Source organism: Streptomyces sp. NPDC025806 (assembly GCF_055558275.1).
Genome location: NZ_JBVHMU010000011.1, coordinates 216,304 through 237,856 on the forward strand (window position 1 = coordinate 216,304; position 21,553 = coordinate 237,856).

At 74.7% G+C, this 21,553-nt stretch carries 16 protein-coding genes and 1 pseudogene; 10 read left to right on the forward strand and 7 right to left on the reverse strand.

Annotated features, from left to right (window positions below; genetic code table 11):
• Nucleotides 1–14: 14 nt before the first annotated feature.
• A pseudogene (locus ACZ4E1_RS25540) lies at nt 15–422 on the reverse strand (EamA family transporter); the annotation flags it as partial.
• 138 nt (nt 423–560) lie between these two features.
• Here ACZ4E1_RS25540 and pdxR point away from each other — a divergent pair.
• From pdxR to ACZ4E1_RS25570, 6 genes are all read left to right on the forward strand, one after another.
• Nucleotides 561–1,997 carry a MocR-like pyridoxine biosynthesis transcription factor PdxR gene (gene pdxR / locus ACZ4E1_RS25545; protein ID WP_467543018.1) on the forward strand — a complete coding sequence of 479 codons (1,437 nt, stop codon included), beginning with the start codon at nt 561–563 and terminating at the stop codon, nt 1,995–1,997.
• 49 nt (nt 1,998–2,046) lie between these two features.
• Nucleotides 2,047–2,589: a GNAT family N-acetyltransferase gene (locus tag ACZ4E1_RS25550; RefSeq protein WP_467543021.1), complete on the forward strand. Its 543-nt coding sequence runs from the start codon at nt 2,047–2,049 to the stop codon at nt 2,587–2,589.
• A 182-nt stretch (nt 2,590–2,771) separates the two neighbouring features.
• On the forward strand, nt 2,772–4,352 hold the full coding sequence (locus ACZ4E1_RS25555; RefSeq protein WP_467543022.1) for an alkaline phosphatase D family protein: 1,581 nt from the start codon (nt 2,772–2,774) through the stop codon (nt 4,350–4,352).
• Nucleotides 4,353–4,471: 119 nt separating this feature from the next.
• The gene (locus ACZ4E1_RS25560; RefSeq protein WP_467543024.1) at nt 4,472–5,881 is read left to right on the forward strand and encodes an SWIM zinc finger family protein; all 1,410 of its coding nucleotides are present in this window, start codon (nt 4,472–4,474) and stop codon (nt 5,879–5,881) included.
• Nucleotides 5,881–8,538 (forward strand): DUF7824 domain-containing protein, encoded by a 2,658-nt coding sequence (locus ACZ4E1_RS25565; RefSeq protein WP_467543026.1) that lies wholly within the window; start codon nt 5,881–5,883, stop codon nt 8,536–8,538. Before ACZ4E1_RS25560 ends, ACZ4E1_RS25565 begins: the two co-directional genes overlap by 1 nt.
• A 78-nt stretch (nt 8,539–8,616) precedes the next feature.
• Nucleotides 8,617–10,053, forward strand: a complete 1,437-nt coding sequence (locus ACZ4E1_RS25570; protein ID WP_467543028.1) for a GNAT family N-acetyltransferase — start codon at nt 8,617–8,619, stop codon at nt 10,051–10,053.
• On the opposite strand, the gene ACZ4E1_RS25575 is transcribed toward ACZ4E1_RS25570, so the two are convergent.
• A complete protein-coding gene (locus ACZ4E1_RS25575; RefSeq protein WP_467543030.1) occupies nt 9,986–11,272 on the reverse strand; it encodes a trans-sulfuration enzyme family protein in 1,287 nt (428 codons plus the stop codon). The genes ACZ4E1_RS25570 and ACZ4E1_RS25575 overlap by 68 nt on opposite strands.
• 59 nt (nt 11,273–11,331) lie before the next feature.
• Between ACZ4E1_RS25575 and ACZ4E1_RS25580 the strand changes: the two genes are divergently transcribed.
• Together ACZ4E1_RS25580 and ACZ4E1_RS25585 are read left to right on the forward strand one after the other, a co-directional pair.
• Nucleotides 11,332–11,856 carry an Lrp/AsnC family transcriptional regulator gene (locus ACZ4E1_RS25580; protein WP_399128165.1) on the forward strand — a complete coding sequence of 175 codons (525 nt, stop codon included), beginning with the start codon at nt 11,332–11,334 and terminating at the stop codon, nt 11,854–11,856.
• Nucleotides 11,857–11,875: 19 nt separating this feature from the next.
• Nucleotides 11,876–13,582 (forward strand): DUF885 domain-containing protein, encoded by a 1,707-nt coding sequence (locus tag ACZ4E1_RS25585; RefSeq protein WP_467543033.1) that lies wholly within the window; start codon nt 11,876–11,878, stop codon nt 13,580–13,582.
• A gap of 39 nt (nt 13,583–13,621) precedes the next feature.
• Here the strand turns inward: ACZ4E1_RS25585 and ACZ4E1_RS25590 are convergent, their stop codons facing one another.
• Nucleotides 13,622–14,464, reverse strand: a complete 843-nt coding sequence (locus ACZ4E1_RS25590; protein WP_467543036.1) for an SDR family oxidoreductase — start codon at nt 14,462–14,464, stop codon at nt 13,622–13,624.
• A 116-nt stretch (nt 14,465–14,580) separates the two neighbouring features.
• Between ACZ4E1_RS25590 and ACZ4E1_RS25595 the strand changes: the two genes are divergently transcribed.
• Nucleotides 14,581–15,378 carry an ATP-grasp domain-containing protein gene (locus ACZ4E1_RS25595; RefSeq protein ID WP_467543038.1) on the forward strand — a complete coding sequence of 266 codons (798 nt, stop codon included), beginning with the start codon at nt 14,581–14,583 and terminating at the stop codon, nt 15,376–15,378.
• A gap of 22 nt (nt 15,379–15,400) precedes the next feature.
• On the opposite strand, the gene ACZ4E1_RS25600 is transcribed toward ACZ4E1_RS25595, so the two are convergent.
• The gene (locus ACZ4E1_RS25600) at nt 15,401–15,880 is read right to left on the reverse strand and encodes a rhodanese-like domain-containing protein (RefSeq protein ID WP_467543040.1); all 480 of its coding nucleotides are present in this window, start codon (nt 15,878–15,880) and stop codon (nt 15,401–15,403) included.
• A 153-nt stretch (nt 15,881–16,033) separates the two neighbouring features.
• Here ACZ4E1_RS25600 and ACZ4E1_RS25605 point away from each other — a divergent pair, with 153 nt between their 5' ends.
• Nucleotides 16,034–16,513, forward strand: a complete 480-nt coding sequence (locus ACZ4E1_RS25605) for an Lrp/AsnC family transcriptional regulator (protein WP_467543043.1) — start codon at nt 16,034–16,036, stop codon at nt 16,511–16,513.
• A 25-nt stretch (nt 16,514–16,538) separates the two neighbouring features.
• On the opposite strand, the gene ACZ4E1_RS25610 is transcribed toward ACZ4E1_RS25605, so the two are convergent.
• The 3 genes from ACZ4E1_RS25610 to ACZ4E1_RS25620 all read right to left on the reverse strand — a co-directional run bounded on the left by ACZ4E1_RS25610 (nt 16,539) and on the right by ACZ4E1_RS25620 (nt 21,472).
• On the reverse strand, nt 16,539–19,574 hold the full coding sequence (locus ACZ4E1_RS25610) for an AAA family ATPase (RefSeq protein ID WP_467543046.1): 3,036 nt from the start codon (nt 19,572–19,574) through the stop codon (nt 16,539–16,541).
• Nucleotides 19,571–20,734: an exonuclease SbcCD subunit D gene (locus tag ACZ4E1_RS25615; RefSeq protein ID WP_467543048.1), complete on the reverse strand. Its 1,164-nt coding sequence runs from the start codon at nt 20,732–20,734 to the stop codon at nt 19,571–19,573. The genes ACZ4E1_RS25610 and ACZ4E1_RS25615 overlap by 4 nt, the downstream gene beginning before the upstream one ends.
• Nucleotides 20,735–20,851: 117 nt before the next feature.
• Entirely contained in the window at nt 20,852–21,472 is a 621-nt protein-coding gene (locus ACZ4E1_RS25620; RefSeq protein ID WP_467543050.1) for a YigZ family protein, read from the reverse strand.
• Nucleotides 21,473–21,553: the final 81 nt, after the last annotated feature.

Below are 21,553 nucleotides of genomic sequence, written 5' to 3' on the forward strand. Positions count from 1 at the left end.
ACGGTGAAGGCCCCGGCCGCGACCAGCAACGCCCCTTGAAGCACCGGCCGTCGCGGGCGCCGCCCGTCCAGGAGGGGCACGAGCACGGCCACGATCACCGGCGCGCACCCGACGAAGACACCGGGGACGGCGGGTTCCGCCGTGCGTTCGGCGGCGAGCACCGCGAGGTTGAAGCCGACCATCCCGACGGCCGCGAGAAGGGCGAGCCGTCCCCACTGGCGTCCCGTGAGCCGCTTCAGAGGTGCGAGACCTCCTCTGCGCGCGACCAGGGGGAGCAGCAGCAGGAAGGCGAGTCCGTAGCGCAGGAACTGGCCGCCCGCGTACGGGTAGTGGCCCAGGACGCTGTTCGCGGTGAACGAGCCTCCTACAAGGACGCAGGCGAGGGCGGCGAGGGCGGAGCCGCGCAAGGTGGTGGCGTTCATGGTCTCGACGCTAGGAGGCACGGTGGACCGGTTCGGGGTCCAATCGGCGCGCGTTCTCGGGGACCAATCAGCACGACTCTTCGGGGGCTCCCGGGGCACCCTGCGAGGGGACCGACGGTCCCAGTAAGGTGCCCGCTCATGATCTCGTCCTCGCTCCCCCAGGAGGCTTCCGCCGCCTGGGAGTTGCTGCTGCCGGCGGCGGCCGCCCCCGCACGCGCGCGTGGCCGCTCCCTCCAGAGCGCGCTGCGGGAGGCGGTGCGTTCGGGCCGGCTCGCGCCGGGCACCCGGCTGCCCTCCAGCCGGGACCTGGCACGCGACCTGGGCGTGTCCCGCGGACTGGTCACGGACGCCTACGAGCAGTTGACCGCCGAGGGCTATCTGCGCAGCGGTCGCGGCGCCGGCACCTGGGTGGGCGACGCGGTGCGGGCCGCGGCGCCCACCGCCCGGGATCTGTCGCCGCGCCGGCCGGCGGACAGCCGGGTGGACTTCGTGGCGGGCCGCCCCGATCTGTCGCTGTTCCCCAGGACGGCGTGGTCGGCGGCGCAGCGGGCCGTCCTCGCGGACCTGCCGCACGAGGAGCTCGGCTATCCCGATCCGCGCGGCCTGCCCCGGCTGCGCACGGCGCTGGCGGAGCTGCTGGCCCGGCGGCGCGGGGTCGTGGCGGACCCGGAGCGGATCGTCGTGTGCTCCGGGGTGACCCAGGCGGTGACGCTCCTCGGCATCGCCCTCCACGCGCGCGGGGAGCGCGCGGTGGGCGTCGAGGATCCCGGCAGTCCGCAGTACGAGGAACTGTTCGCGACGGCGGGTCCCCGGGTGGTGCGTCTCCCGGTGGACGACGAGGGGCTCGCGCTCGCCCCGCTGCGGGCCTCGGGCGTGCGCGCCGTGGTGACGACGCCGGGTCACCAGTTCCCGTCCGGCATCGCGTACTCGGCCGAGCGCAGGGCACTGCTGCTCGCGTGGGCGCGCGAGTCGGGCGCGATCGTCGTGGAGGACGACTACGACGGCGACTTCCGCTATGACCGGGCTCCCGTGGGCGCGCTGCAGGGACTGGACCCGGACCGGGTCGCCTACACGGGTTCGGTGAGCAAGTCCCTCGTGCCGGGCCTGCGCCTGGGCTGGCTCGTCGTTCCCGACGGACTCGCCGACGAGGTCGTCGCCCGCAAGCAGTACATGGACCTCGGCAACCCCACGCTCGATCAGGCCGTGCTCGCACGCTTCATGGAACGCGGCGACTACGACCGTCAGTTGCGCCGCTGCCAGCGCGCCTACAAGGAGCGACGGGACGTGCTGCTGTCCGCCCTGGAGACGCACCTGCCCGGCACGCGCGTCTCGGGCATCGCGGCAGGCCTGCACGCCATCGCGACCCTCCCCGAGCGCTACGGACCCGAAGGGCGCCTCCTGGAGCGCTGCGCCGAGGCGGGCGTGACGGTCCGTGCGCTCGGCGCCTACGGGCGCGCGGATCCCGGCGCAGTGTCCCTGGTGCTCGGCTACGCCCATCTGCCGCCCGCGCGGATCATCGAGGGCGTGCGCCTTCTGGCGGAGGCGGTGCGGCCCTCGGCCGGGCGGCTTCCCTGAAGGGCCAATTTCGGTTGCCGTCCCGCCGCGCGGCCTATAGGAAGACCGCATGTTGAAGGGCAGCAAGGTCGGGCTCAGGGCCCGCCACGAGGACGACGTCCCGATCCTGCAGGCCGAGCTCCACGGCGACGTCGTCACCACCTCACGGGCCAACGGGCGGCCGTGGCGGCCGATCACGCCGGGCTCCAAGAGGACCCAGTTCCTGGTGGACGACGAGGACGAGGTCAACATCCAGTTCTCCGTCGTCGAGCTGGAGCACGGCACCCTGGTCGGCAGCGCGCAGCTGTGGGGCATCGACCCGCACAACCGGACGGCGCACATCGGCCTGGGCCTGCGCCCCTCGGCCCGCGGGCAGGGCTACGCGACGGACGCGGTCTCGGTGCTGTGCCACTACGGTTTCGTGCTCCGGGGCCTGCACCGGTTGCAGATCGAGACGCTGGCGGACAACGCGGCGATGCTGGCCTGCGCCGAGCGCAACGGGTTCGTCCGGGAGGGCGTGCTGCGCTCCTCCGCGTGGGTGATGGGCGAGTTCCTCGACGAGGTGCTGCTCGGACTGCTCGCCGACGACTGGAAGCAGACGACGCGGGAGTAGACCGGTCGCCGGTGCCTCCCTGCCCGGTGTCACGCGCGCGTGCCCTGTTCCCACGACGGCAGAGGCGGTTGTTCACTTGAGGTTCGTGTGCGCGCCGTGGTGAAACCGTATGTGTGGCTTCGCGACGCCGCGCGCAGTCCGTGGCACCGCACCCGTCGTCGGAACCGTCATTGGAGGCGCCCATGTCACACCGTCCCCCGAGTCCGCTGCCCGGCCGTCGTGGAGTCCTGCGCGGGGCGCTCGCCGCGTCCGCGGCGCTCTCCCTGCCGGCGATCGGCGCCTCCGCGCCCGCGTTCGCGCTCTCCGGCCGGCCGAAGGCCGGCTGGGGCGTGCAGGCCGGTGACGTGACGGCGCACTCGGGTCTGGTGTGGGTGCGCTCGGACCGGCCCGCGCGGATCGTCGTGGAGACCTCGCGCACCGGGTCGTTCCGCGACGTGACCCGGTGGCAGGGCCCGCTGCTCGGCCCCGACACCGACTTCACGGGCACGACACGGCTGCGCGGCCTGCCGCCCGGCGAGCAGATCCACTACCGGGTGCTGCTCGCCGACCCGGACGACCCGCGCCGCACGGGCGAGCCGGTCGAGGGCACGTTCCGTACCGCCTCCGTGGCCCGGCGCGACGGGGTGCGCTTCCTGTGGTCGGGGGACATCGCGGGCCAGGGCTGGGGCATCAACCCGGACCGCGGCGGCTACCGCGTGTACGAGGACATGCGCGCCCTGGACCCGGACTTCTTCCTGTGCAGCGGCGACAACATCTACGCGGACGGCCCGATCCTGCCCAGCGTCACGCTCCCGGACGGACGGGTGTGGCGCAACGTCACGACCGAGGAGAAGTCCAAGGTCGCCGAGAGCCTCGCCGAGTTCCGCGGCGCGTTCCGGTACAACCTCCTCGACGAGAACGTGCGCCGGTTCAACGCGCAGGTCCCCACGATCACGCAGTGGGACGACCACGAGGTGCACAACAACTGGTACCCCGGCCAGCTGCTGGCCGACGACCGGTACACGGAGAAGAACGCGGACGTGCTCTCGGCCCGTTCGCTGCGCGCCTTCAGCGAGTACTTCCCGGTCTCGTCCCTGCCCGTCGGCGACCCGGACGGGCGCGTGTACCGGGTGCTGCACCAGGGGCCGCTGCTCGACGTGTTCGTGCTCGACATGCGCACGTACCGGAACGCGAATTCCGCGAACCGGCAGGCCGACGACACCACCGGAATCCTCGGCGCCGAGCAACTCGCGTGGCTCAAGCGCGAGTTGTCACGGTCCCGGGCCACGTGGAAGGTGATCGCCTCGGACATGCCGCTGGGCCTGGTCGTGCCCGACGGCGCGACGCGGTTCGAGGCCGTGGCGCAGGGCGACCCGGGCGCGCCGCTCGGCCGTGAACTCCAGATCGCGGAGCTGCTGCGGCACATCAAGCACCAGCGGATCACGGGCACGCTGTGGCTCACGGCTGACGTGCACTACACCTCGGCGCAGCACTACGAGCCGGAGAAGGCCGCGTTCCAGGACTTCGAGCCGTTCTGGGAGTTCGTGTCCGGGCCGCTGGCCGCGGGCGGGTTCCCGGCGGTGAAGCTGGACGGGACGTTCGGCCCGCAGCAGGTCTTCCTCAAGGCTCCGTCGCGGGCGAACACGTCACCGGCCGAGACTCCGCCGTACTTCGGCGAGGTCGACATCGACGGCGACAGCGGCGAGTTGACGGTGCGGCTGCGACAGGAGGGCGGCGACGTGCTGTTCTCGAAGACGTTGCAGCCGGGGCGCGTCGGGCAGTGAACCCCGAGCACTGAGGCCTCGTACCGCAGCTCGGGTCCCGGACCCGGGACCACCCCCGGAGAATGGGCGGAAACCGCAGGTCAGAGCGATTGTCAGTGGTCGGCTCTACGGTTTCCCCCATGACGCGATCAACACAGGCCGTTACCTATCGCCGACCCTCCGTGCTCGAGTCCGCGGAGGGCGTGGGGCAGCTGGGACTCGAGACGTCGAGGGGCGCGACGCCTGCCGGCCCGCGGGATCATCCGCGGTTCTTCAGCGGGTTCCTGACCTCGCCTCAGGTCGCGGCGGCGGGGCTGCTGGCGGTCGCCGACGTGGCGGCCGCCCGCTACCACCAGCAGCGGCTCACCGCCTCGCTCGACCCGGTGGTCACCGGCAGCGGCGACCGGCTGCGCTTCGAGTCCTTCTCGGGCTGCGGCGGGGTGTACGCGCGGCTCGACGTCCTGTCCGGGGGCCTCGACGGCGACGAGGTGGGGCACGGCACGACCAATGTCGATGTGAACAACCCGCTGCGCGAGGCCCTTTCGCGGATCGGCAGCGCGGATCCGCTGCATCTGCGGGTGGGTCCGCAGGAGTTGGCGGTCACCACGCTCGACGGGCCCGTGATCGAGAAGAAGGTGCCGTTGCCCGACCGCTGGCTGCGCGGTTTCGCCGAGGCGCAGGTGATATCCGCCGGGTTCGAGCTGCGGGCCGAGCTCGACGCGGCGGAGGCGGTGCGGTTCCTGCGGTCGCTGCCGCGCGCGTCGGGCCGGGAGGCCCGGTGGGTGGTTCCGGCGGGGCGCGGTCTGCGCCCGACCTCGCGGCCGGTGCCGGGAGCGGTGTGCCTGCCGGGCCCCGAGCGTCTGGTCGCGTTGCAGCGGGTGCTGCGACACGCGACGGCGCTGCGCGTGTACGGCCCGTCCGCCGCCACCCGGGCCGCGGTGTCCAGCGCGTGGGAGGTGGTGCTCCCCGGCATGCGGCTGACCCTGACGCTCTCCCCCGACGCGGCGCGCGGGTTCTCCGGCGAGGGTGGCGTGCTCGACGCACTGGCCACCGACCGGGCCGCCGAGGACGCGGAATTGATCGCGGTGCTGCTCGCGTGGGAGCCGCGGATCGACCTCGGGGACCTGGCGGCGTCCTCGGGTCTGACCGTGGAGCGGGTGCGCGCGGCGCTCGTGCGCCTGGGCACATCGGGGCGGGTCGGCTACGACACGGCGGAGGCCGCCTACTTCCATCGTGAACTGCCGTACGACGCGGACCGCGTGGAGCGGCACAATCCGCGGCTGCGGGACGCGCGGGCGCTGGTGAGCGCGGGTGCGGTGACGATCGAGGACGGGGCGGGGACGGTGACGGCGGACGACGGTCGGGTGCACCGGGTCCGTGAGGACGGGGGGACGTCGAGGTGTACGTGTCTGTGGTGGGCCAGGTATCGCGGTGGGCGCGGGCCCTGCAAGCACGCGCTCGCGGTGCGGATGGCGCGCAGGAGCGCGGCCGACGAGGACACGGCCTGGGGCGTGGTGGGCGCGCGCACGACGACCGCGCTGGGGGCGTGATGGGGGCCGGGACGCTGCTGGCGGCCGTGCGCGCGGGCCGGGTGGCCGAGGTGACGGATCTGCTCGACGGGCTGTCGGAGGCGGAGCGCCGGGCGTGCCTGCCGGGCCTGAAGGAGCTGCGCAAGGAGTTGCGCGAGGGGCCCTGGGACGCGGAGGCGCGCAAGGCCTATCCGGCGCTCCAGCTCGCGGGGGCGGCCTGCCACACGGGCGCGGCGGCGACCGCGGCCTGGCTCGGGGCGAGCGAGTGGGTGTGGCAGCGCCATGTGGCGCCCCGCGTGCTGCTGCACCTGCTGGCCGGCCGGGAGCCGGCGTGGCTGGCCGACGTGGCGCACCGTCTGGCGGCGCTGCCGGCGTCGCGCGGGGTGTCGTACGAGCTGATGGCGGGGCTGGTCGAGCTGGCCGGATGTCCGGTGCCGGTGACCGAGTCGTACGTCGTCGGCTGGGTGGGGAGCCTCAACGCCGGGCGCAGGACCGACCGTTCGCTCGCGGACCGGCTGCGGGCGGAGCCGCACGTGGCGGAGCTGGCGGCGGCGCTGTTCGAGACCGAGGACATCGGTGGACGGCTCGACTGGTTCCCGTCCGACAGCGCGCAGAGCTGGCCGCGAGCGCTGGCGGAGCTGGCGCGTGCGGAGGTGCTGGAGCGGAAGGTGCTGCTCGACGGGTGCGTGGCGCGGCTGCTGCGCGGCGGGCGCCCTTCCGATCTGCGGCTGTTCCTGAAGGTGCTGGAGGCGCTCGCGCCGGAGCGGGACGAGGAGAGCGAGCGGGTCGCCGACTGGGCGGCGCTGTGCGCGGACGGGTCGTCGCCGGTGGCGGCGCACGCGCAGAAGGTGCTCGGCGGGCTCGCGCTCGCGGGCATGCTGCCGGTGCGCACCCTCGCCGAGGTGTCGGGCGCGGTGCTGTTCCGCACGGAGAAGAAGCTGGTGCGGGCGCAGTTGGTGCTGCTGGGCAAGGTGCTCAGGTCGCGCGCGGGCGAGGGGGATCCGTCGGTCGCGGACGCGTTGCTGCCGGCGGTGGGCGAGGCGTTCGGGCACGCGGACACGGAGGTGCAGGAGCGGGCGCTGAAGCTCGTGGCACGGCACGTGGCCTGCGTGGGGCCGGTGACGCGGGAGCGGCTGGTCGAGGCGGCGGCGCAGCTGACGCCGGGCCTGCGTCCCCTGGCCGAGGAGACACTCGGCGTCGAGCTCGCTCCTGAGGAGCCGTACACGGAGCTGCTGCCGCTGACGCAGGAGCCGTTCCGGCTCGCGGTCGCGCCCGATGCGGCGGCGGAGGTCGCCGAGGAGGTGGGGGCGATCCTGGCGTCCGGCGGTGATCTGGCGGCGTTCGAGCGGACGCTGGACGGACTGGTGCGCCACGCCTTCCAGAACCGCGAGCACCTCGCGGCGGCGCTGGCCCCGGTCGTCGCGCGCTGCTGGTGGGCCGGTCCGGACACGTACGGGCAGGTGCAGGGCGCGTTCCGGGAGTCGACGTACGGCCTGGAGGTCGTGGCGGCGAGCGTCGTCGGCGTGCTGCAGCCGCGCACGCTGCGCCACGGGGCCGAGCACGGGCACGACGTGCGGCCCGGCAGGGTGGACAGAGTGCTGCGCCGCTGCTACGACGCGCGGTTGTGGGAGGTCGCGTACCGGATCCGGACGGGGCCGGTACCGTTCCTGCTGGCGACGCCGACCTGGAGCACGGGCTTCATCGAGCCGGGCGAGCTGGTGGAGCGGCTGCGGACGTACCGGGACCTGGGGGCGCGGGCCGGCGCGGACGACCTGGCGCAGGCCCTGCTGCGCGTGGACCGTTCGGACGCGCGGGCGGCGGCGGACGCCGCGGCAGGGGCGGCGGCGCTCGGCACCCGGGAGGGCGACCGGCTCGCGGCGTGGCTGGCCGTGCCGTCCTCGCCCGGCCCGGAGACGGTGCTCCGGCCTGTGGTCGACCGGGTCCTGGTCGAGAGGGCGGAGGACCGGGAGCTCCAAGGGGAGTTCCCCGCGCCGTTCACGCATCTCGGCCGGCCTTTGGTGGTCCTCGACGACATACCGGCGTACTGGTGGGGCGAGTCCGGGGCCGCCGCCACGGCCGGCCACCTTCTGGCGGCGCTGCCCGGGCGCCGGGAGGCCGTGGCGGCGCGGCTGATGGGCGAGTTGTCCAGCTGCGCCGTCGAGGGGGCGAGAGGCACGTCCGGGTTTCTGCCGCTGCTCGCGGAGGCCCCGGGCGAGGCGGGACCGGCCGTGCATCTGTCGGTGGTGTACGGGCTCACGGCGCGGCATGCGGAGGACCGGCTCGCCGGGGTGGACGCCCTGCTGATCCTGGCGGCCCGGGGCGAGCTCGACGCGGGGCTGCTGGGCTCTCTGACGGCGCGGGTGTGGGAGGCGGGCGGCGTCCGGCTGACCCGGCTCGCCGACGCGTTGGGCACGGCCGCCTCGACCGGGGCGTACGCGACGGTGTTCGGTGTGGTGCGGGGGCTGCTGCCGACGCTGCTCGCGAGCGGTGAGCCGGCGACCGCGCTGCGCGGGCTCGGCGAGCTGCTCGCCGTGTCGGCGGACTGCGCGGAGCGGACCGGGGCGCGGGAGCCGATACCCGGGCTCACCGAGGTGGCGGCGCGCCGGAGTTCGTCCCGACTGGTGACCCAGGCCCGCCGGTTGCGGACCGCACTCAACGGGAGGACAAAGCGGCCATAAGACCTCTTTACCCATCGGTCACACATCGTTCGTGATCACGCAACACCGTTCCTTCACAGTGGATGCATGAGTCCAGACATGTCTGATGTGACGCGAGCGAAGCACGGCCGGCCGGTCCACCACTGGCGGCGGGATCTGGTCGAACTGGCCGCGCTGTTCACGGCGGTCGCGGTCGCGGACGCGGTGGCGAACCTGATCGGGCACGGCCCCGACGGTCCGGTGCTGCTCGCGATCTCGGCGGTGGTGCTGCTGGCCACGGCGGGGTTCCACGTGTGGTGGGCACGGCGCCACGGGCACGCTCCCCCGACCGCGGATACCGGCGCCCGGGACACCGCCCCGCACACCGGCGGGACGGCACCCGGGCGACAGGACCGGGGCCGGGACCAGGGCCCGGTCGTGGGCGGGGCGTCGGTCGATCCCGCGCACGGCACGCTGTGGCGGATGCGAACGACGGTGCGGGACGAGCCGGGTTCGCTCGCCGTGCTGTGCACGGCGCTGGCCCGGTTGCGGGTCGACATCCTGAGCCTGCAGACGCATCCGCTGGCGGACGGCACGGTGGACGAGTTCCTGCTGCGCGCGCCGCAGGAACTGCCCGCCGCGGAGCTGTCGCGCGCGGTGGCCGAGGCCGGTGGTTCGGGGACCTGGGTCGAGCGGGCCGACGCCCACGACCTGGTGGACGCGCCCACCCGGATCCTGGGTCTCGCGACGCGCACGGCGCTGGACGCGGCGGAACTGCCCCTGTCGCTGCGCCAGTTGCTGGGCCGGTGCACGATCCGGTCGCTGCCGGCCTCGTCGCCGGCGGCGCGGGCGGACGACGGGACGCCCGTGGAGGGCGGGTACGACGGGACGGCGATGCGGCTGCGTACACCCGAGGGCGGGGTGATCACGGTGGAGCGGCCGTATCTGCCGTTCACGCCGACGGAGTTCGCGCGGGCGCGGGCGCTGGTGGAGCTGGACACGCGCCTCGGCCCGCGCGTGCCGCGCGCCCACGACATGCTGACGCTGCCGCAGGGCAACGAGGTGAAGGTGCGCCGCGCCGACGTGTCGGACGTGGCGGCGGCGAAGGCGATGCACGAGCGGTGCTCGCAGCGGACGTTGAGCATGCGGTACCACGGTCCGGTCGCGGACGCGGACCGGTACCTCAACCATCTACTCGGCCCGCGCTTCGGGCGGACGCTGGCCGCGCAGACGGCCTCGGGCCGGATCGTGGCCCTCGGCCATCTGCTGTGGGACGGCGACGAGACCGAGGTGGCGCTGCTCGTCGAGGACGACTGGCAGCGCCGCGGCATCGGGGCCGACCTGCTCGGCCGTCTGGTCACGATGGCGGTCGAGGCCGGCTGCGCGAGCGTGTACGCGGTGACGCAGGCGTCCAACACCGGCATGGTCGCCGCGATGCGCGGCCTCGGGCTGCCGCTCGACTACCAGATCGAGGAGGGCACCCTGGTCGTCACCGCCCGGCTGGACGCGACGCCAGTGGCGTCACGGCCGCCGTACGAGCAGGCCGAGCGGCACTGACGGCCGCCGGTCCGGCCGCCGCTCCGGCGGAGGCCGGAACCGGTGCGGAGGCGGAGACGGAGGCGTCGAGCGCCCGGTCCAGGTCGGCCCACAGGTCCTCGACGTCCTCCAGGCCGACGGACAGGCGCAGCAGCCGGTCGCTGACGCCGGAGGCCCTGCGGTCGTCGGCGTCGACGATCCGGTGGCTGATGGAGGCCGGGTGCTGGATCAGGGAGTCGACACTGCCGAGGCTCACCGCCGGGGTGATCAGCCGTACGCCGCCGATGACGGCGTGCGGATCGCCCGCGACCTCGAAGGAGACCATGGCGCCGCCGATGCTCGGGTAGTGGACGCGGGTGACGCGCGGGTCGGCGGCGAGCCGGGCGACCAGGTCCGCCGCGGTGGCGGACGCGGCCCGGACCCGCACGGGCAGGGTCGCCAGGCCGCGCAGCAGCAGGTAGCCGGCGAGCGGGTGCAGGACGCCGCCGGTGGCGAAGCGGACCTTGCGCAGTTCGCGGGCGAAGGCCTCGTCGCAGGCGACGACGCCGCCCAGCACGTCGCCGTGGCCGCCCAGGTACTTGGTCGCGCTGTGCAGCACGAGCCGGGCGCCGTGCTCGACGGGCCGCTGGAGGACGGGCGTCGCGAAGGTGTTGTCGACGAGCAGCGGCACGGAGCCGCAGGCGTGGGCGACGGCCCGCAGGTCGACCTCGGCGAGGGTCGGGTTGGCGGGCGACTCGACCATGACGAGGCCGGTGTCGGGCCGGATGGCGTCGGCGATCCCGGCCGGGTCGACCCAGGTCACCTCGGAGCCGAGGGCGCCCGCGGTGAGGAGGTGGTCGCTGCATCCGTACAGCGGCCGGACGGCGACGACGTGCCGCAGGCCCGCGCCGAGCCGGACGAGGAGGACGGCGGTGAGGGCCGCCATGCCGCTGGCGAACGCGACGGCGCTCTCGGCGCCTTCGAGCCGGGCGAGGGCCGTCTCGAAGCGGGCGACCGTCGGGTTGGCGAGGCGGCCGTAGACGGGCGGCCTGTCGTCGAGGACGCCGTCGGCGGCGAACGCGTCGATGCGCGCGGCCTCGCCGCGGCTGTCGGCGGACGGGTAGGTGGTGGAGAGGTCGATGGGCGGGGCGTGCAGGCCCAGGGCCGCGAGATCGTCGCGTCCGGCGTGCACGGCTTCGGTGGCGAGGGCCCGGGGCGCGGGGTACGGCCGGGGGTACGTCACTGCCTCGTCGGTATCCATGGGGCAAGGCTGAACACCGACCGAGGTCCGGTGCGTATGTTCCGTGCTACGTTCGGCGAATGGCTGATTCTGTCGTACTGGATCCGGTTGATCTGGAGATTCTGCGGCTGTTGCAGAACGACGCCCGCACGACGTACCGGGACCTCGCCGCACAGGTCGGGGTCGCGCCGTCCACGTGTCTCGACCGGGTGGCTCGGCTGCGGCGCTCGGGCGTGATCCTCGGGCATGTGCTGCGACTCGATCCGGCCAAGCTGGGGCGCGGGTTGCAGGCGCTGCTGTCCGTGCAGGTGCGCCCGCACCGGCGGGAGCTGGTGGGCCCGTTCGTCGAGCGGATCCGGGCGCTGCCCGAGGCGCGCACCGTCTTCCATCTGACCGGCCCCGACGACTACTTGGTGCAGGTCGCGGTGCGGGACATGGCCGATCTGCAGCGGCTCGTGCTCGACGAGTTCACGGCGCACCGGGAGGTGGCGCGCGTCGAGACGCGGCTGATCTTCCAGCAGTGGGAGTGCGGACCGCTGCTTCCGGCCGGGACCCCGGCCGCGCCCGGCACGCCCACAGCGAATCATGGTGACGGCGCCCCCTGACTCGTACGAGGATGTCCGCATGTCAGACACCTCGAGCACCCAGCTGTCCCCCGGCCCGCTGCCCCGTCAGGTCGCCGACGCCCACGTCGACGCCGTGGTCGCCCTCGACCCGCTCACCGGTACGTATCTCGGCGACCGCGCCTCCCACGGCAAGTTGCCCGATCTGTCGCCCGCCGGGCTCGACGCGGTCGCGGCCCAGGCGCGGGACACGCTCGCCCGGCTCGACGAGGCCGAGCGCCGGCCCGGCGCCGACAGCGACGTCGAGCGCCGCTGCGCCCGGCTGCTGCGCGAGCGGCTGACGGCCGAACTCGCGGTGCACGACGCGGAGGAGCACCTGCGCGTCGTCACCAACCTGGGCGGCCCGGTGCACAACGTGCGCGAGGTGTTCACCATCACCCCCACCGAGACCGACGAGGACTGGGCGGCGATCGCCGAGCGGCTGCGCGCGGTCCCGGCCGCGTTCGCCGGGTACCGGCAGACGCTCGAGGCGGGGCTGGAGCGGAAGCTCTACGGTCCGCCGCGGCCCGCCGCCACCTTCGTCGAGCAGCTCACCGAGTGGGCGGGCGAGGCGCAGGGGCGGGGCTGGTTCGAGGAGTTCACGGCCGCCGGACCCGAGGCGCTGCGTGGCGAGCTGATCGAGGCGGCGCGCGCGGCGGACGCGGCGACGGTCGCGCTGCGCGACTGGATGCGGGACGTGTACGCGCCGGCGATCGAGGGCGCGCCGAACGCGGTGGGCCGCGAGCGCTACGCGCGCTGGTCGCGCTACTACAACGGCACGGATCTCGACCTGGACGAGGCCTACGCGTACGGGTGGAGCGAGTTCCACCGACTGCTCGGCGAGATGCGGGCCGAGGCCGAGAAGATCCTGCCGGGCGCCGAGACGCCGTGGGTGGCGCTCGCGCACCTGGACGAGCACGGGCGGCACATCGAGGGCGTGGACGAGGTCCGCGACTGGCTGCAGAACCTGATGGACGAGGCCATCGAGGCCCTGGACGGCACGCACTTCGAACTGGCCGAGCGGGTACGGAAGGTGGAGTCCCGGATCGCGCCGCCCGGCAGCGCGGCGGCCCCCTACTACACGGCGCCGTCGGAGGACTTCTCGCGGCCCGGGCGCACCTGGCTGCCGACGATGGGCCAGACCCGCTTCCCCGTGTACGACCTGGTGTCGACCTGGTACCACGAGGGTGTGCCGGGCCATCACCTGCAACTCGCGCAGTGGGCGCACGTGGCGGGTGACCTGTCGCGCTACCAGGCGACGCTGGGCGGGGTCTCGGCGAACGCGGAGGGCTGGGCGCTGTACGCGGAGCGCCTGATGGACGAGCTGGGCTTCCTCAAGGACGCGGAGACGCGCCTCGGTTATCTCGACGCGCAGATGATGCGCGCGGCCCGGGTCATCGTCGACATCGGCATGCACCTGGAGCTGGAGATCCCGGCGGACTCGCCGTTCCACCCGGGCGAGCGGTGGACGCCCGAGCTGGCGCAGGAGTTCTTCGGGTCGCACAGCAGCCGGCCCGCGGACTTCGTGGAGAGCGAGCTGACCCGCTATCTGTCGATCCCGGGCCAGGCGATCGGCTACAAGCTGGGCGAGCGCGCGTGGCTGCTCGGCCGGGCCAACGCGCGGGCGGCGCACGGCGACGCGTTCGACGCGAAGGCCTGGCACATGGCGGCCCTCTCGCAGGGTTCGCTGGGCCTGGACGACCTGGTGGACGAGCTGTCCAAGCTCTAGCCGAGCCTGCCTCCCGCGGACCGGGGTCCCGTACGTGGGTCAGCCCCCGGTCCGCCGGAAGCCGCCCTCGGAGTCGATGACCTGCCCGGTGAGCCACGCGGCCTCGTCGGTCGCCAGCCAGGAGATCAGCCGGGCCGGGTCGTCGGGCATGCCCCAGCGACCGGCCGGGAACAGTCCGGCGATCGCTTCGTAGGCGTCGCCGTCGACGTAATCGGTGTCGACGGGGCCGGGGTTGACCGTGTTGACCGTGATCCCCCGGTCGGCGAGGGCGGTCGCGAGGGAGCGGGTGACCGAGGCGAGCGCGCCCTTCTGGAGGGCGTACGCGATCTCGCCGGGCATGCCGTCGGCGATGTCCTGTCCCGAGGTCATCAGGACGATCCGTCCGCCGGGTTCGACCGGGCGGTGCCGGGCGAAGGCCTCGACCAGCAGAACGACGGAGCGCGCGTCGACCGCCCAGTGCGCGTCGAGCATCGCGGCGTCGATCGTGTCGAGGGTGCCGTCGCTGCCGCTGAGGGCGTGGTTGGCGATCAGGATGTCGAGCCGGCCGCCGAGCGCCCGCGCGGCGTCGTCGATCAGCCGGGCGGAGGCGTCGGGTGCGCTGAGGTCGGCGGGACCGTGCGCGACGACGGCGTCGGGTGCGCCCCGCGCCGCGCGCACGGCGTCGGCCACCTGCTCGGGCCGGTCGGCGCCCCAGGGCATCGCCTCGTCGTGCGGAACGTGATGGTGGAGGTAGACGGCGGCCCCGTACGCGGCGAGCCGCCGCGCCACGGCACACCCGATCCCGCCGCGCCGGCTGGCGCCGGTGACGAGGGCGGTCCGGCCGCGCAGGGGCAGCGGGTCGCGGCGGAGTTCCTCGGGCGTGGGTGCGGGCAGTTTCGGCATGAGGAGCGATGATGCCAAGGCTCCGCACCGTTCGCACGACGATTACGCCCCGGGCCCGCCGCGTGCCCCGCGAAATTGCGTGGCGCTCGGGCACCCGCGGACACATCCTCGACCCCATGAACACCGAGCCCCGCACCCTCTTCCTCTCCCCCCGTGTCACCGCCACCGGCCACGCGCTGGCCGCCGCCGCACGTCGGCGCGGGATCGGGGTGGAGACGTACGGGGACTGGCGCACGCCCGAAGCGTGGCTCGGGGCGCCGGGGGCCTCGCTGTACGCGGGGCCGTTGTTCGCGGACGCGGTGGGGCGGGAGCTCGGGGTCGGGCTGCTGGAGGCGGCGCCGGGGTGGCTGGCCGGGCTTCCGGTCGAACTCGCGGGACGGGACGTGGAGTTGACGACCGTCGCCGAGGCCCGCCGACTGCGCCGCCCGGCGTTCGTGAAGCCGCCCAACGACAAGAGTTTCCCGGCCCGCGTCTACCCGGACGGCAGCCGTCTGCCCGGCCCGGACGCGGTGGACGATGACACTCCCGTGCTGGTCAGCGACATCGTGGCGTTCGAGGTCGAGTACCGGTTGTTCCTGCTCGACGGTGCCGTGCGCACCGGGAGCCGTTACGCGCGCCGGGGCGCCCTGGACGTGGCGCCGCTGGACGGTGGCGACCCGCTGCGCGACGAGGTGCTGGAGTTCGCCGCGCGGCTGCCCGCCGAGGGGCTGCCGAGCGCGATCGTCGTGGACGTGGGCCGGCTCGCGCCGGGCGGCGACTGGGCGGTCGTCGAGGCCAACGCGGCCTGGGCCAGCGGCCATTACGCCTGCGACCCGGACGGCGCGCTCGATGTGGTGCTGCGCGCGGCGGCCCCGGCCGGGACCGTCGGCCCCCGCGACGTCCCGTTCCTGCGGGCGGCCCCGCACCGGGTGTGACGAGGCCGGGGAGGCGCCGGGTTCAGCAGCCGCAGTCCTCGGCGTCGACGGGCGAGGTGAGCGGGTCCGTGGCCTGCCGCGCGGGCCCCTCCCAGGTCTCGTAGGCGAAGCCCTCGCGGACCCAGTACTCGAAGCCGCCGAGCATCTCCTTGACCTGGAAGCCGAGTTCGGCGAGGGCGAGGGCGGCGCGGGTCGCGCCGTTGCACGCCGGGCCCCAGCAGTACGTGACGACGGGGACCGACCGGTCGAGGAGCTCCTCGGCCTGCTCGGGGATGAGCGCCGTGGGCAGGTGGAGGGCGCCGGGGACGTGGCCCTGGTCCCAGGAGGCCGTGGAGCGGGAGTCGAGCAGGACGAAACCGGGGCCTTCGGGCAGGGCGAGCGCGGCGTTGACGTCGGTCACGTCGGCGTGGAAGGCGAGGCTCGCCCCGAAGTAGGCGGCAGCGGCGGCGGGCGAGGCGGGGGCCACCCGCAGGACGGGGTGGGCGCTGGTCGTCGTGGTCATGGCGCAACTCCTGGGACGTGGGACGGCCCGCGCTCGGCGGCCTCCCGGCATCTGAAGACACTGGAAATCTACGGCCGGTGATCACCTTCACTGAAGGGGCGATCCCCGGCACATCTCTTGATCGGCCGGGGATTCTCCTGCTATTCCTCGAACATGACCGCCGATTCCACAACCGCATCCCCTGCCGCGTCCGTGCACACCCCCGACGCCACCGACTGGCGCATCCTGGAGGCCCTGCAGCGCGACGGCCGCGCGAGCTACGCCGAGCTCGCACGCGCCGTGTCGATGTCCGCGAGCGCGGTGACCGAGCGGGTGCGCCGGCTGGAGGAGGCCGGAGTGATCGCCGGGTACACGGCGGTGGTCGTGCCGGAGCGGCTCGGGCTGCCGATCCTGGCGTTCGTCCGGCTGCGGTACCCGAACGGGAACTACAAGCCGTTCCACGACCTGGTCGCGGTGACCCCGGAGATCCTGGAGGCGCACCACGTCACCGGCGACGACTGCTTCGTCATCAAGGTCGCGGCGCGCTCCATGGGGCACCTGGAGGAGGTGTCGGGCAAGCTCGGCGCGCTGGGTTCGGTGACGACCAGCGTCGTGTACTCGTCACCGCTGCCGCGTCGCCCGATCGGTCACTGAGCGCCCCATTCCCCGCGGCGCGCCTTCAGACCCCGCCGCGCTGGCGCACCTCGGACCCCTCCCGCCCCTTCACGACCTCCAGTTGGGCGTGCACCCGGCGTCTCAGGTCACCGACGTGGCTGACGATGCCGACGCTGCGGTCCCGCTCGCGCAGCGTGTCCAGGACGTCCAGGACCTCGTCGAGGGTCTGGTCGTCGAGGCTGCCGAAGCCCTCGTCGATGAACAGGGTGTCGAGCCGGACCCCGCCCGCCTCGTCGGTGACCACGTCCGCGAGACCGAGCGCGAGCGCGAGCGAGGCGAAGAACGTCTCGCCTCCGGACAGCGTCGCCGTGTCCCGCTCCCGCCCGGTCCACGCGTCGACCACGTGCAGCCCGAGGCCCGAACGCCCGCGCCCGGACAGCGAGTCGGAGTGGACGAGCGTGTACCGGCCGGACGACATGCGGCGCAGGCGCGCCGTCGCGGCGGCGGCGACCTGTTCGAGGCGCGCGGCCAGGACGTAGGACTCCAGGCGCATCTTGCGCTCGTTGTCCGCCGAGGTGCCGGCGGCGAGGGAGGCGAGCCGGGCGATCCGGTTGTACGTGGCGCGCAGCGGGCCGAGCCGGCGGGCCTCCTTGGCCGCGCTGCGGGACAGCCGGTCGAGCGCGTCGCAGCGGCGTGCGGCGGCGTCCCGCGCGGAGGCGGCGGCGCGCACCCGGGCGTCGGCGGCGTCGGCCCGCGCGGTGGCGACGTCGGCGGCGGGCCGGTGGGCGGCGGCCGCGGTGTCCTCCTCGGCGAGGACCGCCCGCACGGCGGCCTCCTCGGCCTGCCACGCGTCGAGCCGGTGCTGGAGCTCCCGGTGGGCGGCGTCGTCGAGCAGCGCGCCCGCCGCGGCCTCCGGCGTGTCGAACCCGGTGCGGAACGCGGCGTCGGCGAGTCGCGCGTCGGCGTCCTTGAGCCGCTGCGCGGTGTCCTCGACTGCCCGGGCGGCGTCGGCGGCGGTGTCGAGCAGGGTGACGAGCCGCTCCAGCTGGGCGGCGCGCGCCTCGACGCTCGCGGCGCCGCCGCGGGCCTGCTCCAACTCCCCGACCAGGCCGTCCCGTTCGCTGTCGAGCGCCTCGCGCAGGGACGCCCGGCTCGCGGTGCGGGTGGCTGCCTCCTGGCGGGCGGCGGTCCTGCGGCCGTGCTCGCGCTCGGCGTGGTCGAGCGTCTCGCGGGCGGCGCGCAGGGTGGAGGCCTCGGCGCGGGCCTCGGCGTGTCGTGTCTCCAGTTCCCGTGCCGCGTCGGCGAGTTGACCGGCGGGCGCGTCTCCGGCCGCCGCCTTCGCCGCGGCCAGCTCCTCGCGGACGCGGGCCAGTCGCCGCTCGGTGTCGGCCCGGTGGTCCTCGGCCGTGCGGTGGGCGGCGAGCGCGCGCTCCTCGGCGGCCCGGTCCACATGTCCCTCGGACCTGGCGCTCGGCGCCGGGTGCTCGACGGAGCCGCACACCGCGCAGGGTTCGCCGTCGACGAGGGCCTCGGCGAGCTCGGCGGCGACGCCGCGCAGCCGTCGTTCCTTGAGCCCGAGCCAGTGCTCGTGCGCGGCGGCGGCGTCCTCGCGGGCGCGCAGGGTCGCCTCCTGCGCCGTCCCGGCCTGCTCGGCCAGGCGGTCCCGCTCGACGGCGGCGGCGGCCCGCTGCCGTACGGGTTCGAGCTGTCCGGCGAGGTGCTCGGCTTGGGTCGCCGCCTCCTGGGCGCGCTCGACCCGGGCCTGGAGTCCGGCCCTGCGGGTGTCCCAGGCGTCCAGCCAGCCGTCGGTCTCGGTGAGCAGCTCGGCGTCGGCGCGCTCCTCGCGGTCGAGCCGGGCGCGGTCGTCGGCGATGCGGGTCAGGCGCTGCTCGGCGCGGCGGGCGGCGTCGAGTCCGCCGAGCTCGTGGGCGAGGCGCCGGGCGGCCTCGGCGAGGGCTCCGGGGCCCGCGTCGTCGGCAAGGTGCCCGCCCGGGGCGCCGGCGGTGACCTCGGGGGCGGCGGCCAGCGCGGCACGGGTGCGTGCCTCTTCGCGCAGGGCCGCGCGGTGCTCGGCGTCGGCCGTGTCGCGCAGGGCGAGGGCGGGGGCGACGGTCTCGGCCTTGCGGCCGCGGTCCATGCGCTGCTGGAGGGCGCGGTGCTCGTCGGCGCGCTCGTCCAGCGTGGCGGCGCGCGCGCGTGCCTCGGCGAAGCGCCGCTGCAGCCGGGCCGTGTCCTGCTCGGCGGCGAGAGCGTCCTGCGCGGCCGTGCGGGCGGAGTCGGCGGCGCCCAGGGCGAGGTGGGCGTGGGTGAAGCGCTCGCGGGCGCCGCTCCGGGCGACGGCGGCCCAGGTCAGGACGGCGTCGGCGAGGCCCGGCTCGCCCGGTTCGGCGTCGACGGGCGCGAGTTCGGCGGTGTCGCCCGCGGCCTGCTGCATGCGGTGCGCGTCGGCGAGGAGCTCGGTGTCGCCCGCCTTGACCTGCTTCTCGGCGGCGCGCCGGTCCTCGGCGAGCCGCTGCTCGACGGCGGCGAACCGGTGGGTGTCGAAGAGCCGGCCGAGGAGTTTGCCGCGGGCCTCCGCGTCGGCGCGCAGGAACCGTGCGAAGTCGCCCTGCGGCAGCAGCACCACCTGGCAGAACTGGTCCTTGCTCATGCCGAGCAGCTGGGTGATCTCCTCGCCGATCTCCTGGTGGGAGCGGCTGAGGTCCTTCCACGCACGGGCCTCGGCGTCGTACTCGCGCAGCCAGCTCTGTGCCTTCTCCGTGGTGAAGCCGGTGCCGCGCTTCTTGGGGCGGGCGTACGGGGGCTGGCGGGTGAGCTCCAGGCGGCGGCCCGCGACGGTCAGGTCGAGGAGGACCTCGGTGCGCACGCCGGGCTCGGCGTGGTCGCTGCGCAGGTGCTGGCCCTGGGAGCCGCCGTTCTGCCGGGCGCCGGGGACCGACCCGTACAGCGCGTAGCAGACCGCGTCGAGGACGGAGGTCTTGCCGGCGCCGGTCGGGCCGTGCAGCAGGAAGAGTCCGGCGGAGGACAGCGCGTCGAAGTCGATCTCCTGCGTGCCGCCGAAGGGGCCGAACGCGGTGATCTTCAGGGTGTGCAGTCTCACCGGGCGACCTCGCGCACCACGTCGTCGGTCCGTACGGCGTCGAAGGCGGCGCGCAGCACGGCGCGCTCGTCCGGGTCGGGCCCGGCGCCGCGGACATGGGTCACGAAGTCCTCCGCGATCTCGTGGTCGTCGCGCCCGCTGAGGCGCTCCGCGTAGCTGGCGTCGGGGCGCGCGTCGGTGCGGCGCGGGTCGAACAGCAGGCTGAGGGTGTGCGGGAAGCGCTCGGTGAGGCGGGCCATGGGGTCGTCGGGCCGCACCTCGTCGGTGAGGGTGGCCTCGACCCAGGATTCCTCGTGGACGGTGAGTTCCGGGTCGGCGAGGAGGTCCTCCAGGTCGCCGCGGATCCGGGCGAGCGGCCGGGGCACGGGGCAGTCGATCCGCTCGGCGCTCACGGCGCCCTCGGCGTCCAGGTCGACGAGCCACATGCTCTTGCGGTGGTCGGCCTCGGAGAAGGAGTAGGGCAGCGGGGAGCCCGAGTAGCGGACGCGGTCACTGATGGTCTGGCTGCCGTGGAGGTGGCCCAGAGCCACGTAGTCGACCCCGTCGAAGACGCCGGCGGGGACGGCCGCGACGCCGCCGACCGTGATGTCCCGCTCGCTGTCGCTGGGGGCGCCGCCGGTGACGAAGGCGTGGGCGAGGACCACGGACCGGGTGCCGGGGGCGCGGGCGGCGAGGTCGGCACGCACGCGCTCCATCGCGGCCCCGAGCACCTGCTCGTGTCCGGCGCGCTCGACCCCGAACTCGGCCTTGACGAGGGCGGGCTCCAGGTAGGGCAGTCCGTAGAAGGCGACGTCGCCGTGCGCGTCACTCAGCACCACGGGCTCGGCGACACGGCTCGCCGCCGTACGGAGGTGGATGCCGGCGCGGCCGAGGAGTCCGGCGCCGACGCCGAGGCGGCGGGCCGAGTCGTGGTTCCCGGAGATCATCACCGTGGGCACGCCGAGGTCGGCGAGGCGGTGCAGGGCGTCGTCGTACAGCTCGACGGCGGACAGCGGGGGCACCGCCCGGTCGTACACGTCGCCCGACACGACCACCGCGTCGACCTCCCGCTCGCGCACGGTGTCGACGAGGTGGCCTATGAACGCGGACTGGGCGTCGAGCATGCTCACGCGGTGGAACGCGCGGCCCAGATGCCAGTCGGACGTGTGCAGCAGCCTCATGACACACGAGGCTAACCGCTGGGTCTGACAGCACGGCAGAAACACCGGGGCCGCCCCGGCTCTCCCGGCTCCCTGGTGACAGGCCTCACACCGGTTCGGCGCCGGTGCCACCCGTGGCTACCCGTAGGCCTCGCCGCCGAGCTCGAAGCCGGCCTCCCCCGCCGACACGTCGGCGAGCCACGCCCGGAACTGGTCGAGGTCCGACTCGGGCAGCCCGATCTCGATGGAGACGGCCTCCCCGTAGTGGACGTCGCGCACGCTGCGCCCTGTGGAGCGCAGGTCGTTCTCCATCTTGCCCGCGCGCGCGTGGCCGACGGTGACGGTGGCGAGCCGGTAGCGGCGGCGGGTGACGGTGCCGAGCGTGTCGAGCGCCTCGCCGACCGCGCCTCCGTAGGCGCGGATGAGGCCGCCCGCGCCGAGCTTCACGCCTCCGTAGTAGCGCGTCACGACGGCGACGACGTACCGCATCTCGCGCCGGGTGAGCATCTGGAGCATCGGGACGCCCGCGGTGCCGCCGGGCTCGCCGTCGTCGCTGGCCTTCTGCACGGAGGCGTCGGCGCCGATGACGTACGCGTAGCAGTTGTGGGTGGCGGTCGGGTGCTCCTTGCGGATGCGGGCGACGAAGGCCTGGGCCTCCTCCTCGGTGGCGGCGGGCGCGAGGGCGCACAGGAACCGGGAGCGGTTGATCTCTGTCTCGTGCACGCCCTCGTGGGCCACCGTGCGGTACTCGTCCTGCATCCGGCCAGCCTATGCGCCCGCGCGGAATCGGCGGGCGGCGCGGGTGGTTAGCCGGATGTCAGCCTTCCGCCCGACCATGCT

Coding starts and splice junctions, on each gene's coding strand:
- ACZ4E1_RS25600 (WP_467543040.1), bottom strand. CDS start 15,880: ATGACCACGACGACCAGCGCCCACCCCGTCCTGCGGGTGGCCCCCGCC.
- ACZ4E1_RS25615 (WP_467543048.1), bottom strand. CDS start 20,734: ATGAGGCTGCTGCACACGTCCGACTGGCATCTGGGCCGCGCGTTCCAC.
- ACZ4E1_RS25595 (WP_467543038.1), top strand. CDS start 14,581: ATGAACACCGAGCCCCGCACCCTCTTCCTCTCCCCCCGTGTCACCGCC.
- ACZ4E1_RS25605 (WP_467543043.1), top strand. CDS start 16,034: ATGACCGCCGATTCCACAACCGCATCCCCTGCCGCGTCCGTGCACACC.
- ACZ4E1_RS25570 (WP_467543028.1), top strand. CDS start 8,617: ATGTCTGATGTGACGCGAGCGAAGCACGGCCGGCCGGTCCACCACTGG.
- ACZ4E1_RS25550 (WP_467543021.1), top strand. CDS start 2,047: ATGTTGAAGGGCAGCAAGGTCGGGCTCAGGGCCCGCCACGAGGACGAC.
- ACZ4E1_RS25580 (WP_399128165.1), top strand. CDS start 11,332: ATGGCTGATTCTGTCGTACTGGATCCGGTTGATCTGGAGATTCTGCGG.
- pdxR (WP_467543018.1), top strand. CDS start 561: ATGATCTCGTCCTCGCTCCCCCAGGAGGCTTCCGCCGCCTGGGAGTTG.
- ACZ4E1_RS25585 (WP_467543033.1), top strand. CDS start 11,876: ATGTCAGACACCTCGAGCACCCAGCTGTCCCCCGGCCCGCTGCCCCGT.
- ACZ4E1_RS25555 (WP_467543022.1), top strand. CDS start 2,772: ATGTCACACCGTCCCCCGAGTCCGCTGCCCGGCCGTCGTGGAGTCCTG.
- ACZ4E1_RS25560 (WP_467543024.1), top strand. CDS start 4,472: ATGACGCGATCAACACAGGCCGTTACCTATCGCCGACCCTCCGTGCTC.
- ACZ4E1_RS25575 (WP_467543030.1), bottom strand. CDS start 11,272: ATGGATACCGACGAGGCAGTGACGTACCCCCGGCCGTACCCCGCGCCC.
- ACZ4E1_RS25590 (WP_467543036.1), bottom strand. CDS start 14,464: ATGCCGAAACTGCCCGCACCCACGCCCGAGGAACTCCGCCGCGACCCG.
- ACZ4E1_RS25620 (WP_467543050.1), bottom strand. CDS start 21,472: ATGCAGGACGAGTACCGCACGGTGGCCCACGAGGGCGTGCACGAGACA.
- ACZ4E1_RS25565 (WP_467543026.1), top strand. CDS start 5,881: ATGGGGGCCGGGACGCTGCTGGCGGCCGTGCGCGCGGGCCGGGTGGCC.